This window comes from Porphyromonas canoris, from assembly GCF_000765975.1.
Classification (GTDB): Bacteria; Bacteroidota; Bacteroidia; order Bacteroidales; family Porphyromonadaceae; genus Porphyromonas_A; species Porphyromonas_A canoris.
This window is the reverse complement of sequence record NZ_JQZX01000017.1, coordinates 1-15,893: the sequence shown is the minus strand read 5'-3', so window position 1 is coordinate 15,893 and position 15,893 is coordinate 1. Positions and strand designations below refer to the sequence as shown.

The window sequence follows — 15,893 nt, the reverse complement described above, 5'->3', positions numbered from 1 at the left end:
ACCATGAAAAAAAGCAAAAACAATAGACTGAACAGCTTCGGCATGAGTCGTGGAATGAAGGTGTTGATCTTTATTTTTTCGGCTGTAATAATGCTTTCTTGTGCGAGTAAACTCGGTCCGGGAGGAGGTCCGTATGATGATGCTCCGCCCGTATTGCTGAAATCTGTACCGGCTTCGGGAGCACTTAATGTAAATACGAAGAAGTTTGTCTTCTATTTTGACGAGTACATCACAGTAAAAGATGCAAGCAAAAAGGTGATTATATCTCCTCCGCAGCAACAAAATCCTAAGATACAAGCCATAGGAAAGCGTGTGGAGGTGATATTGGAAGATTCTCTCATTTCCAATACGACCTATACTATCGACTTTACGAACTCTATAGAGGACAACAATGAGAGGAATGCCCTTGAAAATTTTTCTCACGCATTCAGTACCGGTAATGAGATAGACACAATGGAGATAGCCGGTGTCGTTCTCAATGCAAGAGATCTTGAGCCTGTGTCTGATGTTGTAGTCGGAATTCATGCCGACCCCAGACGGGAAGCGTTCAGAGATACCACATTTCTAAGAATGTCTCGTACATCGGACAGGGCACGATTTGTTATTCGTAATATGAAGTCCGGATCGTATAGTCTTTTTGCTCTTAAAGATAATGACAACAACTATCGCTATAATTCTCCTATGGAAGCTGTGGCGTTCTTCCCGGAGAGGATTACCACAAGCTCCGAACCCGCGGTGAGACAAGACACTATATTTAAGACTGTCAAGGGAAAGCCGGTTGTGGACTCCACATATCTTGTCAAGTACACAAGATATCTTCCGGATGATGTTGTACTGCGCTTTTTCCAGTCGGACAAACAGCGAAACTATATCGTTAAACGAGAAAGACGAGACTCTGCGACAATAGAACTCGAATTTAATCTGCCCTTTTTAGAGGAAAAGGATATTCCTTCCATCCGAGCTTTAGGATTAGAGAGTGCGGGAACGGATCCGAGGACTAAAATCTTTACAGATGCTGATCTTTACACGAAAAAGGCGACCTATCTGCTTACGGACTCTCTTTATCATTCGAGAGATACATTCATTGTGAACTATCCTTCAATAGACTCGTTGAATAATATTATTGTAGTATCGGATACGATAGCTCTTCGCACACCTCCTAAGAAGCAGGTCAAGGAGAAGAAAGAGGATGCCGATACCCCTAAGGATTCCACAGCTGTTGAAAAACCTAAGCCAACGTGGACTCTAAGTATGGAGACGAAAGGAGATGGAGGTATTTCAGATTCAATCCTGATCTCTTCCACATATCCCGTTGATACGGAAATGCTCAGAAAAGCATTGAGGCTTGTTTATAAAAAAGATACGATAGAGGTAGATGCAAAGATAGATACACTGATGCCGATGCCGGGACGCTCCAGACTATGGCTACTCAAAGCACCATTGAGCTACAAGCAGAGCTATACGCTCTATGCAGATAGTGCTTCTGTAAACGATATTTTGGGTCGGCCTCTATTGGAACCACTCAAGAAGAGCTTCGAGACAAAGGCAAAGTCTGAGTTTTCTTCGCTCTTGGTAGAAGTACTCGGATATGGACAGACACCGATGATAGGGGAACTTCTCAATGAAAGTGATAAAATTTTGGGTGTGGCATATTCCAATAAAAATTTGGGAGAAATAGTCTTTTCAGATCTTAAACCGGGGAATTATTATCTGCGTGTTATAATTGATCGTAACGGAAATGGAAGATGGGATCCGGGAGACTATGATAAGAACTTACAACCGGAGGAAGTCTTCTATCTGAATAAAAAGATGGAGCTTCTGAAAAACTGGACTGTCAAAGAGAACTTTGATCCTAAAAGCATACCTCTGGATAAGCAAAAACCATTAGAGCTTGTACGCAATAAACCTAAGGAGGTCGAGAAGAGGGATAAAAATAAGGAAAGAGAAGAGGAGATGAAGAGACGCCGTTCAGGAATGGGATCGTCCGGCGGTGGTTTTGATCTTGGAGGCGGTATGGGAGGACTTCGCCAGAGCTTCTAACTTCAATATATTGTTTCTATGGCTATCAAAAGAGCACTAAATATCTTTCTATATGTCTTTTTGTCGGGAATATTGTTTGTTTCAATAGACTTTGCTCCCACAATAAAGGCAGAAACGGCTGTGCCTTCTGATAGCATAAGTAGATCTAAGTATCAATGGACAAGAGTATTACCATTGACTTTATTTGCAGTCTCTACTCCCGGTTTGGATCAGACGATGTATGATTGGAGATCCATCCACTTCGGATCATTCAGGACTTATGTGGACGACTATTCAAGTCTCATCCCCGTGGCAACTTCTTGGGGTTTATACTTTGGAGGAGTAAAGCCGAAATACAGTAATAGTGCCGGAGAGATGTTTTTGCTTCAAGGAAGTGCAGTCTTACTTTCGACAGCAATAACTCATGCAGGAAAAAGAGGATTTGGCAGAATGAGGCCGGATCAGAACAACTATAAATCGTTTCCATCGGGTCATACCTCTTTCTCTTTTGTCTGTGCGACTCTTTTGGTGGAAGAGTATGGGGAGCGTTATCCTTGGTTGGCAGCATTCTCCTACACATCTGCATCTCTCACAGCTACTGCCAGAATCCTTAATAACAGGCATTGGGTTAGCGATCTTGCAGGAGGTGCTGTAGTGGGTATATTATCTGCCAAACTGACCTATGCTTTAGCGTCTGTTTTAACCGGAAAACCCTATAATCTTTATTCATATCGTGATGAGCCTTTGAAAGGATATGGTATCTCTTTTCGTAGGGGATGGACTCTCTTTTCGGAGAACATATTCAACCATTTTGGAGCTATGGTTAGAGTTCCATTTTATAAAGAGTGGGGAGCTGTGGCTCAAGTAGCATGGAGTGAAATGGGATCTGAAAAGTCTGATTTTTCTCGTTCCATAGGAGGGGGAGTCAGTTATAGAAGAGAGCTTCCCTTGAATGGTTTTTTCTTTGATGGAGGCCTTTCTTTGAATCACTATTCTCGCTTTGGTGAGTCCCGTGATGGTTGGAATCTTCGTCCGGAGTTGGGTTTGATCTTTAGAACAGGTAATGTCTCGCTGCTAAAAGGATATACCGCATTTTCTTCCGCACCTTGGAAGAATAACCAATCGGGTACTTGGGAGTTTGGAATGGCAGTGGAATGGGGTTGGTAAAGCTTTCTTGTAAAAGTAAATGGATTAAAGATATTATATATGTCAACAAAAGTGGCAGAGACTCCGATGATGTCTCAGTACAATAAGATAAAAAGAGAACATCCCGATGCTATATTACTGTTTAGGGTTGGGGACTTTTATGAAACTTTTTGTGAAGACGCCATAACGGTTTCGTCCCTGCTCGGCATAACTTTGACGAAGCGTGCTAATGGCTCTGCCAGCCATATCGAACTTGCCGGTTTTCCACACCATGCGTTGGATACTTATCTGCCTAAGCTGGTCGGATTTGGAAAAAGAGTAGCAATCTGTGATCAGATAGAAGATCCCAAGACCACCAAAAAGTTGGTTAGAAGAGCTGTTACAGAGCTTGTTACACCGGGACTTACCATGAACGATACAGTGCTTCATGCCAAACAAAACAACTTCTTGGCATCTGTCGTATTCGGAAGTGGAAAGATAGGATTGGCATTCTTGGATCTGTCCACCGGAGAGTTTCTAACGGCTGAGACATATCCTCAAGATGCGGACAAGCTATTGGCGAACTTTGCTCCTAAAGAGGTGCTTCTGCAAAGAGGATTGGAGCGTATGTTCAGAGAAGAATTTGGAGATAAACTGAATCTTTATCCGCTTGAAGACTTTATCTATACCGAGATGTATGGACGAGACAAGATTTCGGAAGTCTTTGGCGTGAAGAATCTGAAGGGTTTTGGTATAGAGGAGAACAAGCTTTCGATCGTGGCGTGTGGTGCTATTCTTTATTATCTGCATGCTACCTGCCATGTTGAATTAGGACATATTACCTCCATTAGAAAAATGGAAGAAGACAGATATGTCCGATTGGATAAGTTTACACTCCGAAATCTTGAAATCTTGAAGCCGATGAGTGAAGATGGAGTAGCTCTTGTGGATGTCCTGGACAGAACTTTAACGCCTATGGGTGGGCGTCTCTTAAAGCGATGGATGATATTTCCTCTTCTTGATGTCAAAGAGATCGAGTTTAGGCAAAATGCCGTAGAAGTCTTCATGAAGCAGAGTGAAGTTACAGGAAAGCTCAGAACTCACATGGCTAAGATTGGAGACTTGGAGAGGCTGGTCTCCAAGATAGCTGTTGGGAGGATCAATCCTCGTGAGCTGTTGCAGCTGGCGGAAGCAGTGGGAGAGTTCAATCCAATCAGAACCATCCTAAAGTCTCTGGGATGTGATACCTCCACTCATTTGGCTGAAATGATGACAGACTCTTCCGAAGTGCGTCAAGCCATTGCACAAACAATAGATCCGGAAGCTCCGGCTCTTATGAACAGAGGTGGTCGTGTGATACGTGAGGGGGTACATCCGGAGCTCGATGAACTGCGACGTATTGCCGGAGGAGGAAAAGAGTATCTTATCGAAATCCGAAATAGAGAAGCAGAGCGTACAGGCATTCCAAGTCTGAAAATAGCATTCAACAATGTTTTTGGCTACTACATAGAAGTACGTAATACACACAAAGAGAGAGTGCCGGAAGACTGGATCCGGAAGCAGACTCTTGTGAATGCTGAGAGGTATATCACTCAAGAGCTTAAAGAGTATGAGCAGAAGATTTTAGGAGCTGAGGAGAAGATTGCTATCTTGGAAACAGAGATCTTCACGCGTCTTATATCAAATCTTTCACAGCATATTAAAGAGATACAGAATAATGCAGTAAGAATATCGGAAGTAGATGTACTTCAGTCTTTTGCGGATGTTTCTACTGCTTATCAATATGCAAAACCGGATGTTAATAATGGACAGGTAATTGAAATAAAAGATGGACGCCATCCCGTCATAGAGCGTCTTCTTCCGACCGGGGAGGCATACATTGCAAATGACCTCTACTTAGACGATAAAAATCAGCAGATCATCATTGTTACGGGACCTAATATGTCCGGTAAGAGTGCTCTGCTACGTCAGACCGCTATCATCTGTCTTATGGCTCAGATGGGTAGCTTCATTCCTGCAAGATCTGCATCTATCGGTCTGGTAGACAGGATTTTTACAAGAGTGGGAGCCAGTGATAATATCTCCAGAGGGGAGTCTACTTTTATGGTTGAAATGACCGAATCGGCAGCCATCTTGAACAGTTTGACCAATAGAAGTCTTGTTCTGATAGATGAACTGGGTAGAGGAACTTCTACCTACGATGGTATCTCCATTGCGAGAGCTATTGTAGAGTATATACATGAATATCCTCACGGCAAAGCAAAAACACTTTTTGCAACGCACTATCACGAACTGAATGAGTTGGAAGCGGAGTACGACAGGATAAAGAACTTTAATGTTTCTGTCAAGGAGGTCGATGGTAAAGTGATTTTTCTCAGAAAACTTCAGCCGGGAGGAAGTGAACATAGTTTTGGTATCAATGTTGCCAAGCTTGCAGGTCTTCCATCAACGATTGTAGAAAGAGCCGGTGATATTCTGCATCAGCTGGAGAAGGGCGATAGAGGAGCGATCCCATCTTTTAATCATAGCGGTTCGAGTAGAGAGGTTGTAGGAAACACTCCTTATCAAATCAGCTTTTTCCAATTGGATGATCCTGTACTCGGTCAGGTACGAAAAGAAATCATAGGAGTAGATATTAACCATCTGACACCTATCGAAGCATTGAACAAGTTAAGTGAAATAAAAAAAGTAATTACAGGTAAGAACGAATGAAGTTTAGATATGATATAATAGTCGTAGGAGCGGGGCACGCAGGCTGTGAAGCTGCACGAGCTTCGGCGGTAATGGGCTGCTCTGTTTTGCTCATTACGATGGATATGGGTAAGATTGCCCAAATGAGTTGTAATCCGGCTATTGGCGGCATTGCAAAAGGGCAGATTGTTCGCGAGATAGATGCTTTAGGCGGTGCTACGGCGGTTGTTACGGATGCCACATCCATTCAGTTTCGGATGCTCAATAGGAGCAAAGGACCTGCCATGTGGAGTCCGAGAGCTCAGAGTGACAGGCAGCAGTTTTCTATGGCTTGGAGACGCATTTTGGAGAATACGGAGAATCTCTATATGTGGCAGGATACCGTAACTCGCTTGCTCTTTTCAGAGGAAGATGGTAGCATAGAAGGTGTGGAAACTGCTCAGAAGATCTCTTTTTATGCCTCTAAAGTGATACTGACCAACGGCACGTTCTTAAATGGACTTATGCACGTTGGATCTCATCAATGGAAAGGAGGGCGCATTTCGGAACCGGCATCTTACGGCATCACCGAGCAGCTTATCTCAAAAGGGTTTCGTACGGATAGGATGAAGACCGGAACGCCTGCACGGGTAGATGCAAGGAGTATTCGCTTCGACCTCTGTGAGGCTCAGTATGGAGACGAAGATTTTCACCGCTTTTCTTTCTTGCCCGACTCTCGTTTGAAGAATCATCTCAAGCAGCGTCCTTGCCATATCACTTACACGAATGAGGCAAGTCATACGGAGTTGAGAAATCACTTGGAAGACTCCCCGCTCTACAACGGACAGATTGTAAGTATCGGGCCTCGCTACTGTCCAAGCATCGAGACCAAGATTGTAACTTTTGCGGACAAGAGTCAGCACCAGCTCTTTTTGGAGCCGGAGGGTGAAGATACCACAGAATACTACATCAATGGGTTCTCGTCATCTCTTCCTTTTCAGGTGCAGCTTGATGCTTTGAAAAAGATTCCTGCTTTGGAGCAGGTACATCTTTTAAGACCGGGATATGCCATAGAGTATGATTTCTTTGATCCTACCCAGCTCTATCATACTTTGGAGACAAAACTGATTCCTGGTCTCTATTTTGCCGGTCAGATCAATGGTACCACAGGTTATGAGGAAGCCGCCGGTCAAGGAATTGTCGCCGGAATAAATGCCGCACTGAAAATAAAGAACCTGCCGGAGTTTACACTTGGCAGAGATGAAGCATACATTGGAGTGCTCATAGATGATCTTGTTACAAAAGGGGTGGATGAACCCTATCGGATGTTTACCAGTAGGGCAGAGTATCGCATATTGTTGAGACAAGACAATGCAGACCAGCGACTCACTCCCAGAGGTAGAGAGATCGGATTGGTAGAAGATGAAAGATGGCACGCCTATGAAGCCAAAATGGAATGGATTGGCAGAGTGGATGCTTGCTTGCGCTCTTTGGGCGTTCGCCCTTCTGAGGTAAACGAGCAGCTTCAAGCCTATAACACTACACCTCTAAAGCAGGGTTGTAAGGCGATGGATCTGCTCCTTCGTCCCAATATCCATATTGAACATATGGTTGCAATGCTCCCGGAACTTGCAGAAATCTCTGCTTCTGTCCCTTCGGAATTAAGAGATGAGGTTCTTGAAGCGGTGGAGATTGAGGCAAAATATTCGGGTTATATATTGCGCGAAAAAGAGTTGGCGGATAGAGCAAAGCGTTTGGAGCATATTACGCTTAAAGGTCGTTTCAATTATATGGAAATCTCTTCGCTCTCTACGGAAGCTCGTCAGAAACTTTCTGCCATAGATCCGGAGAATATAGGTCAGGCATCTCGTATACCGGGCATTTCTCCAAGCGATATAAATATTCTTCTTGTTCTTTGTGGCCGAGTCTGAAAACAAGAAATGTTTCACGTGAAACATAAACAGAGATAATGCTGATACCTAAAAAGGACATTCTTGAGACATTGAGCAGCATTCCGGAGCTCCCGGGGTGTTATCGTTATTTGGACAAAAATGAGGATGTCATTTACATAGGTAAGGCAAAGTCGTTGCGCAGAAGGATCGCTTCTTATTTCCAAAAGGAGCATTCGGATGCCAAAACGCGTGCTCTGGTAAACACCTTGCAGTGGTTGGAATATTTCGTTGTCGATACGGAGCATGACGCTCTTCTGTTGGAGTATAATCTTATCAAAGAGTATCGTCCTCGCTACAACATCATGCTCAAGAATGGCAACTTTTATCCTTACATCTGCGTCAAGAGAGAGCCTTTCCCAAGAGTTTTTATCACTCACAAGCCGGTTCGTGATGGCTCGGAATATTTTGGCCCATATCCGGCAGGCAAGATGGCGCACACTCTCGTCGGTGTCATTAAGAAAGTCTTTCTTCCTCGCACTTGCAGTCTGAATCTTACACAAGAGAATATTGCGTTGGGACGATTCCGAGTCTGCCTCAACTATCATATTCATCGCTGCCTTGCTCCTTGCGTTGGCAAGCAGAGCGAAGCAGATTACGATGAGAATATCCGTCAGATCAGAGAGGTTTTGAAAGGCAATATCTCGTCCGTAAAGCAAGAACTGTCTGATAGGATGCTGCTGTACGCCTCGGAGTTGAAGTTTGAAGAGGCACAAGCCATAAAGCATTCCATCTCCATTTTAGAGAGTTATCAAGCCGCTTCTGCTGTTATTTCCCACAGTGTGGGCGATGCTTTGGTCTGCTCTTTCTCCGAAGATCTCGGTTCCATCTACCTCAACTATCTGGAGGTGCGGAGTGGCAATATCGTTTCCGGAGAGACGTTGGAGTACAAGAAGAGCCTGTCTGAAGAGCCGGAGGAGTGGCTTTCCACTCTTGTTCAAGAGAGTCTGAATGCTTTGAGACCAGGTATTAAAGAGCTTATTCTTCCTCTTCCTATTGCTTACGTGCCGGAGGGTATTACCGTTACCATTCCTCAAAGAGGCGATAAAAAAAGACTCTTGGAACTTTCGCAGAAGAATGTGGAGCAGTACAAGACCGATAGAGACCGTCAAGCCGAAAAGCTCAACCCCGAACAGCGCAATATGCAGCTCCTTCAAGAGTTGCAGAACACTCTCGGACTGCCGGGGCTTCCATATCATATGGAGTGCTTTGACAACTCCAATATCCAGGGTTCTTCTCCCGTTGCAGCCTGCGTTGCTTTTATTGGAGGCAGGCCGGCAAAAGAGTTGTACAGGCACTATCACATACGATCCGTACAAGGGCAGGACGACTATGCCTCTATGGCAGAGGCGGTGCAGAGACGCTATACCGCCTTTATCGAAGAGGATAGAGAGCTGCCGGATCTCATTATTGCCGATGGGGGTAAAGGGCACATGGAGACCATCAGAAAGACATTGGAGGATATGGGGCTGGCTATTCCCATTCTCGGGCTTGCTAAAGACCGGAAGCACAAGACCGCAAATATCCTCTACGGAAATCCTCCTGAGGTTGTCGGCATCATGCAGCGTTCGCCGGTGTTTCTGCTTTTGGAGCGTGTGCAGAACGAAGTCCATCGCTTTGCCATCAAGTTTCACCGGGAAGTTCGTAGCAAGTCGCAGACACATTCGGAGCTGGACACCATCCACGGCATAGGATCTGCTTCCAAAGCGAAGCTCTTGAAGCATTTCAAGAGTGTCAAGAAGATCCGTGAGGCGTCGCTTGAAGACATAGAGATTATTTTGGGCAGAGCCAAGGCGCGGCTCGTCCATGAATATTTCCATACAAAAAGTAATGAGTAAATTTGGGCTATGAAAGTAGTGGTACAGAGAGTCCGGTCTTCCCGGCTCACCGTTGACGACAAAGAGATCTCCCGAATAGGGGAGGGACTGCTTATCCTTATCGGCATCGCTTCTGATGATGGCGACAAAGACATCGACTATATCGTCCGCAAGTGTGTCCGTCTTCGCATCTTTGATGATGCGGATGGAGTGATGAACAGAAGCGTGCTCGATGTCGGCGGAGAGGTGATGCTTGTCTCGCAGTTTACCCTCATGGCATCCACGCAGAAGGGCAACCGTCCTTCCTACATACACGCTGCTCCCGGAGAGATCTCCGAGCCTTTGTACGAGAAAGCCGTGCAGGCATTCGAGCAGGCGCTGGAAAAGCCGGTGGCACGCGGCGTATTCGGAGCGGATATGCAGATTGCGCTGACCAACAATGGACCTGTTACCATCATTATCGACTCAAAAAACGCATAAGACATGAAGCAGGAGCTTACCCTTTCCGAGCTGCAAGAGCAGGTCGATGGCTGGATCAGGCGTTACGGCGTGCGCTATTTCGATCCTCTCACCAACATGGCTGTTCTCACCGAAGAGGTGGGAGAAGTGGCACGCATCATGGCTCGTTTGTACGGGGAGCAGCAGGCAAAGGAGGGAGAGAAGCTCGATCTGGAAGACGAGCTGGCGGATCTTCTTTGGGTCGTTGCCTGCATTGCGAACCAGACCGGCTGCGATCTTACCGCCGCCATCCGAAAGAACTTCCTCAAGAAGACCGAAAGAGACAAAACAAGACACATCAATAATCCTAAACTCAACAATCAACATGAACAGCAGTAACAGATATACGGACGCGTTTGCAAAGTTTCGTCCGGCACTGACAGAAGAAGAGACAACACTTGAAGTCGAAAAGATCCTCTCCAAGTATGGCAATACGCTCCACACCGTGGACAACATCAAGTTTCTCCACAGCGTGGTAGACCTCACCTCGCTATCCGCAACGGATCATGACGTGCAGATCATGCAGTTTGTCGAGCAGGTCAATGCCCTCGACAGCAACAGACCCGACATCCCTCACGTCGCAGCCATCTGCGTCTATCCCAACTTCGTCTCCACCGTCAAGAACGCCCTTTCCACCCGGGGCGTCAATATCGCAGCCGTCTCCGGGGGCTTCCCATCCTCCCAGACTTTTCCGGAGGTAAAAGTGGTCGAGACCGGTCTTGCCGTCGAAGATGGAGCCGATGAGATAGACATCGTACTGCACGTCGGCAACTTCCTTTCCGAAAACTACGAAGAAGTCGCAGACGAAATCTTGGAGCTGAGAGAGGTAACGAAGGGCAGGCACCTCAAGGTGATCTTGGAGACCGGGGCGTTGAAGAGCACCGAAAACATACGCCGGGCTTCCATCCTATCCCTCTTCTGCGATGCCGACTTCATCAAGACCTCCACCGGCAAAGAGTATCCCGGCGCAACCCTCAACGCGGCCTACACCATGGCGACCGTCTTGAAGCAGTATGCCGAGCTCTTCGGAGAAAAGCGCGGACTCAAAGTATCCGGAGGAGTGCGCACCACAGAGGATGCCCTCCGCTACCTTGCCATTGTCAAAGAAGTGCTTGGGGACGAATGGCTTACCCCCGACCTTTTCCGCATAGGTGCGAGCAGCCTTGTGGCAGACTTGCAGAAAGAGATCGGAGAATAACGCAGGGGACCTTCCCAGCATCCCAATCGGAGCCATCCCGGAAAGAGCAAAATCTTTCCGGGATGGCTTCTTTATGGCCCCCATCTGCTCCCCCGCCATGCCACATTCTATATTTAGCTTGTTCTGTATGTCGCTGAAAATCAATCTGTTCATTTTTTTTTCTTCTCCTCCCGAAGGCACTAAAAATTTCGGGCAAAAGCCACATAGGCGGATCCGATTCCGAAAGAGGTAAAATTTCTGTCCGCATGAAAATCCTTTTTTATTCGCACAAAAAATCCCTTCCTTTCGCACAAAAATCTCCTCTTCTTCGTACAAAAATCTCCTCCCATTCGCACGAAAATATATTTTTGTGCGCAGACAAAAATATGTCCGCAGGCATAAAAAAATATTTCCCATTCGTATAAAAATATATTTTCCTGCCTATGAAAATATATTTTTATGCCCGGATCGCTACAACTCTTATGCTAAAGAAAATACTTTTTCTGCGCACGCAAATATTTTTTCGTCCGCACGAAAATTTTTTTCTATGCCCACGAAAAATTTTTTTCTTGGCCACGGAAATTTTTTTTCTTGGCCACAAAAATTTTTTTTCTTGGCCACGGAAATTTATTTTCTTGGCCACAAAAATTTTTTTTCTTGGCCACAGAAATTTTTTTTCTTACCTACGGAAATATTTTTTCTTACCTACGAAAATATTTTTTCTTACCTACGAAAATATTTTTTCTTACCTACGGAAATTTATTTTCTTACCTACGAAAATATTTTTTTGTACGTACGAAATTTTCATGCTCTCCGAAACCGACCTTTTCTCTTTTCCCGATCCCGGTTTTCCGTCTCGGCACAAAAAAAGCAGTGCCGGCACTTATCGCACCGGCACTGCCCGAATTTGTCTACAATATTTTACGCCCCGCCACTTCGGGGTGAGGGGAGTTTTCCCTATTCTTCAATATCTACCGTCCACCCTTTGTCTTCGGCTATCTTCTTGTTGCACGCATCCGTGCCCGGATTGTCTGCTATCCAGATCTTCTTCTCGTCTTCGTCTTCGTCGGTCTGCTCTTTTACATCGGGAAGCGTGGTGAATATCTCGTTCAGCGTCTCCGTGCTCAGCTTACAGTGGTTGACCCACAACGCCTCATTTATGCTGCTTGAGATCTTCAAGGAGCTTAGATTCGGGTTATTCTCGCAGGAGAATATTGCCAAAGCCGTGTTCTTGCTCACATCCAGCGAGGTGAGGGAGTTTTTGTCGCAGCACAAATAAGCCAAAGCGGTGTTCTTGCTCACATCCAGCGAGGTGAGGGAGTTAGACTGGCAGTCCAACCATGTCAAAGCGGTGTTCTTGCTCACATCCAGCGAGGTGAGGGAGTTAGAGTGGCAGTACAACTCTTTCAAAGTGGTGTTCTTGCTCACATCCAGCGAGGTGAGGGGGTTATAGCCGCAGTCCAACCATGTCAAAGCGGTGTTCTTGCTCACATCCAGCGAAGTGAGGGAGTTATTTCTGCAGTAGAAATTTGTCAAAGCAGTGTTCTTGCTCACATCCAGCGAGGTGAGGGAGTTATAGGAGCAGCCCAACTCTGTCAAAGCAGTGTTCTTGCTCACATCCAGCGAGGTGAGCAAGTTAGCGACGCAGCGCAACCCGGTTACCTTCCCGTACACCGTAACGGTCTGTGCACCGAGTGTGTAATATTGGTCGTATTGGTCGGAGCCAAATACGGTTACGCTCTCGCCTGCATCTTTGACCTTGTTGTTGTTCAGGTCTATCCAGACATCCGCTTGGTCTGCCGGCTCGGCGTCGATCCAAAGCTTTATCTTCTCGCCTACGGCTTTCTTTGTCGTCATCGTCATGCTGTAGCCGGCAGGCGGAGTATCTCCGACATCCAATTTCCAGCCTTTGTCCTTGGCTATCTTCTTGTTGCACGCATCCGTACCCGGATTGTCTGCTATCCAGATCTTCTTCGCGCCTTCTGTCTGCCCTTTTACATCGGGAAGCGTGGTGAATATCTCGTTCAGCGTCTCCGCGCTCAGCTGACAGCGGTTGACCCACAACGCGTCATTTATGCTGCTTGAGATCTTCAAGGAGCTAAGATTCGGGTTATTCTCGCAGGAGAATCGTGTCAAAGCGGTGTTCTTGCTCACATCCAGCGAGGTGAGGGAGTTAGAGTCGCAGGACAACTCTGTCAAAGCCGTGTTCTTGCTCACATCCAGCGAGGTGAGGGAGTTAGAGTTGCAGCTCAACACTGTCAAAGCCGTGTTCTTGCTCACATCNCTCACATCCAGCGAGGTGAGGGAGTTAGAGTTGCAGCTCAACACTGTCAAAGCCGTGTTCTTGCTCACATCCAGCGAGGTGAGGGAGTTATCGTCGCAGTCCAACTCTGTCAAAGCCGTGTTCTTGCTCACATCCAGCGAGGTGAGGGAGTTAGAGTTGCAGTTCAACTCTGTCAAAGCCGTGTTCTTGCTCACATCCAGCGAGGTGAGGGAGTTAGAGTCGCAGTGCAACCCTGTCAAAGCCGTGTTCTTGCTCACATCCAGCGAGGTGAGGGAGTTAGAGTTGCAGCTCAACACTGTCAAAGCCGTGTTCTTGCTCACATCNCTCACATCCAGCGAGGTGAGGGAGTTAGAGTTGCAGCTCAACACTGTCAAAGCCGTGTTCTTGCTCACATCCAGCGAGGTGAGGGAGTTAGAGTGGCAGGACAACCATTTCAAAGCGGTGTTCTTGCTCACATCCAGCGAGGTGAGGGAGTTAGAGGGGCAGGACAACGTCGTTACCTTTCCATACACCGTAACGGTCCGGGAGCCGAGTGTGTACTCTTGGTCGGAGTAAAATCCGGTCACGCTCTCGCCTGCATCTTTGACCTTGTTGTTGTTCAGGTCTATCCAGACATCCGCTTGGTCTTCCGGCTCGGCGATGATCCCAAGCGTTATCGTCTCGCCCTCCTCTTTCTCTGTCGTCAAGGTGATGGAAGGAAGATCCTCTTCCACGTCATCGCCCAAGATCGTTCGCCCAAGATCGTCAGGCGGTTATCTTTCCACTCTGCCCGTACACGATACGCCTTGCCCGGAGTCATGGAGAATGCTTTGGCTATCTTCTTGTTCTTGGAGAGCTGAGTCCCGTTGTCTGTCTGCACCGATATGCCGAACTCCGGAATGCTGTTGCCTGTCGGACGATGCCACACCGCAAACGTGTGTGTCGCTCCCGGTGCCACCGAGACTGCCGAACCGGACTCTTCCAACGGGTTGGGTTTGTCGCCGTCTGCCTCCATCACTTCGTCCGTCATCGGTTTGTAGAGATGGTATTTGCCGTTGCGGGGCAGGTATCTCCACTCTTCCGCTGCCGGATCGACGGCATAAAGGTGGCAGTTGTTAACCCGGAGTGTGGTGGAGGAGCCGTTCTTGAGATCCACGTACTCTATCGAGCCAAGATAGTCGAACGGCAGAGCCATTTCCTCTTCTCCCTCCGGAGATATATCCCTCTTGGCAATCACCGGAACGGCAATATCCTCCAAGCGGTTGGCTCTCAACGGCAGGATGTCCAAAAGGATCTCTCCCCTCTCTACGCTCACGCCTGTTCCCGGTACTCCGCAGAAGGCATGGATGGTGTACTCTTCCGAAGTGTCTATGCTTTCGGGCACTTCGATATGCAGCTTCGCACGCTTGCCGTTGTTTTCGATTCTGCCTATGGCTGCTTCCACGGGGTCTGTCAGAACATCGCCCTGCTCGAAGACGAACGTTACCATGTCTCCCGATTTCCATTTGGCTATAAGCGTGCTGTTGTCTGCCGACTTCTTCAGCTCCACGCGCATTCCGCCTCCATCCTGAGGCATGGATGCCGTAAGGGTGAGCTGTCTGCTTCTTTTTCCCGTAGGCAGATCTTCCCGTTCGTTCCGGCAACCGGTTGCCAGCAGAACCAGCAGCAGCGTCAGCGCGCATACTGCTTTGGTGTATATATTACATGTAAGTCTCATCTGATTCTGTATTTATGGTTTATGGTTTATGTTCTTTTCGCTTTTGTCGGTCATCATAGATCCACGATTTCAAGGTCGGAAAGATCTCCTTTTCCCTCTTTAGCTGCTTTATCCAGCTTCTGTTTGTAGGTCTCCGCCTCGCTCTGAAGCTCAGCAATGCCGGAGAGCAGGCTCTCTTTCTTCTCTTTCAGTTCGTTGTACTCGCTTTCGTGAAGCAGATCTTTCTTCGCTTCTATCTCATCGCTTAAGCTGTCCTCTTGATGCCGTTGATCTTCTTTAGAAGGGCTTCCATGAGCTTGATCTTTTCGTTGATGCTCTTGTCGGAAGACTTGATGCCGGCGAGCTCTTTCTTTGCGTCATCCGTCTTGCCTTCCATCTCTTCGGCTTTCTTCTTGAGAGCCTTGTACTCTTCGGTGATCTTGCTCTTTACCGTAACTTCGCAACCGGCTGTCTTGCCGCCATCCTCCGTTGTGGCGGTGATGGTCGCTTTACCCGGTTTGCGGGTCGTTACTTTGCCTTGATTGTCCACCGTGGCAATGTCCGATGCGGAGCTGCTCCAGCGTACCGCCTTGTTGTCTGCATCGGCAGGCTGTACGGTGGCGGTGATCGTAAAGCTTTCACCTTCGATAACGCTCTTCTCTGTCGGGGAGACGGTGAT

Annotated in this window: 10 protein-coding genes; 8 read left to right on the top strand and 2 right to left on the bottom strand. The window is 47.1% G+C overall.

Annotated elements, in window-relative coordinates; translation table 11 throughout:
• Window positions 1-3: 3 nt before the first annotated feature.
• Genes HQ29_RS09330 through deoC form a run of 8 tightly spaced genes read left to right on the top strand, consistent with a single transcriptional unit; the run spans window position 4 to window position 11,276 of the window.
• Complete coding sequence (locus HQ29_RS09330) at window positions 4-2,040, top strand: Ig-like domain-containing protein (RefSeq protein WP_052090058.1); 2,037 nt, start codon at window positions 4-6, stop codon at window positions 2,038-2,040.
• An 18-nt stretch (window positions 2,041-2,058) separates the two neighbouring features.
• Window positions 2,059-3,186: a phosphatase PAP2 family protein gene (locus HQ29_RS10020; protein ID WP_082226875.1), complete on the top strand. Its 1,128-nt coding sequence runs from the start codon at window positions 2,059-2,061 to the stop codon at window positions 3,184-3,186.
• Between the two features lie 39 nt (window positions 3,187-3,225).
• On the top strand, window positions 3,226-5,856 hold the full coding sequence (gene mutS / locus HQ29_RS09320; protein WP_036869459.1) for a DNA mismatch repair protein MutS: 2,631 nt from the start codon (window positions 3,226-3,228) through the stop codon (window positions 5,854-5,856).
• Window positions 5,853-7,745, top strand: coding sequence for a tRNA uridine-5-carboxymethylaminomethyl(34) synthesis enzyme MnmG (mnmG, locus tag HQ29_RS09315; protein WP_036869457.1), 1,893 nt, complete (start codon window positions 5,853-5,855; stop codon window positions 7,743-7,745). Before mutS ends, mnmG begins: the two co-directional genes overlap by 4 nt.
• Window positions 7,746-7,783: 38 nt before the next feature.
• Entirely contained in the window at window positions 7,784-9,601 is a 1,818-nt protein-coding gene (uvrC, locus tag HQ29_RS09310; RefSeq protein WP_036869454.1) for an excinuclease ABC subunit UvrC, read from the top strand.
• Window positions 9,602-9,610: 9 nt separating this feature from the next.
• A complete protein-coding gene (dtd, locus tag HQ29_RS10350) occupies window positions 9,611-10,060 on the top strand; it encodes a D-aminoacyl-tRNA deacylase (RefSeq protein WP_036790834.1) in 450 nt (149 codons plus the stop codon).
• A gap of 3 nt (window positions 10,061-10,063) precedes the next feature.
• Window positions 10,064-10,417, top strand: a complete 354-nt coding sequence (locus HQ29_RS10345) for a nucleotide pyrophosphohydrolase (RefSeq protein ID WP_036849290.1) — start codon at window positions 10,064-10,066, stop codon at window positions 10,415-10,417.
• A complete protein-coding gene (deoC, locus tag HQ29_RS09295) occupies window positions 10,404-11,276 on the top strand; it encodes a deoxyribose-phosphate aldolase (protein WP_036790840.1) in 873 nt (290 codons plus the stop codon). The genes HQ29_RS10345 and deoC overlap by 14 nt, the downstream gene beginning before the upstream one ends.
• Before the next feature lie 2,945 nt (window positions 11,277-14,221).
• Here deoC and HQ29_RS09285 read toward each other — a convergent pair.
• Window positions 14,222-15,235 carry a hypothetical protein gene (locus tag HQ29_RS09285; protein ID WP_036869453.1) on the bottom strand — a complete coding sequence of 338 codons (1,014 nt, stop codon included), beginning with the start codon at window positions 15,233-15,235 and terminating at the stop codon, window positions 14,222-14,224.
• Window positions 15,236-15,479: 244 nt separating this feature from the next.
• A partial coding sequence (locus HQ29_RS10015; protein WP_200878527.1) for an Ig-like domain-containing protein occupies window positions 15,480-15,893 on the bottom strand: 414 nt, incomplete at its 5' end.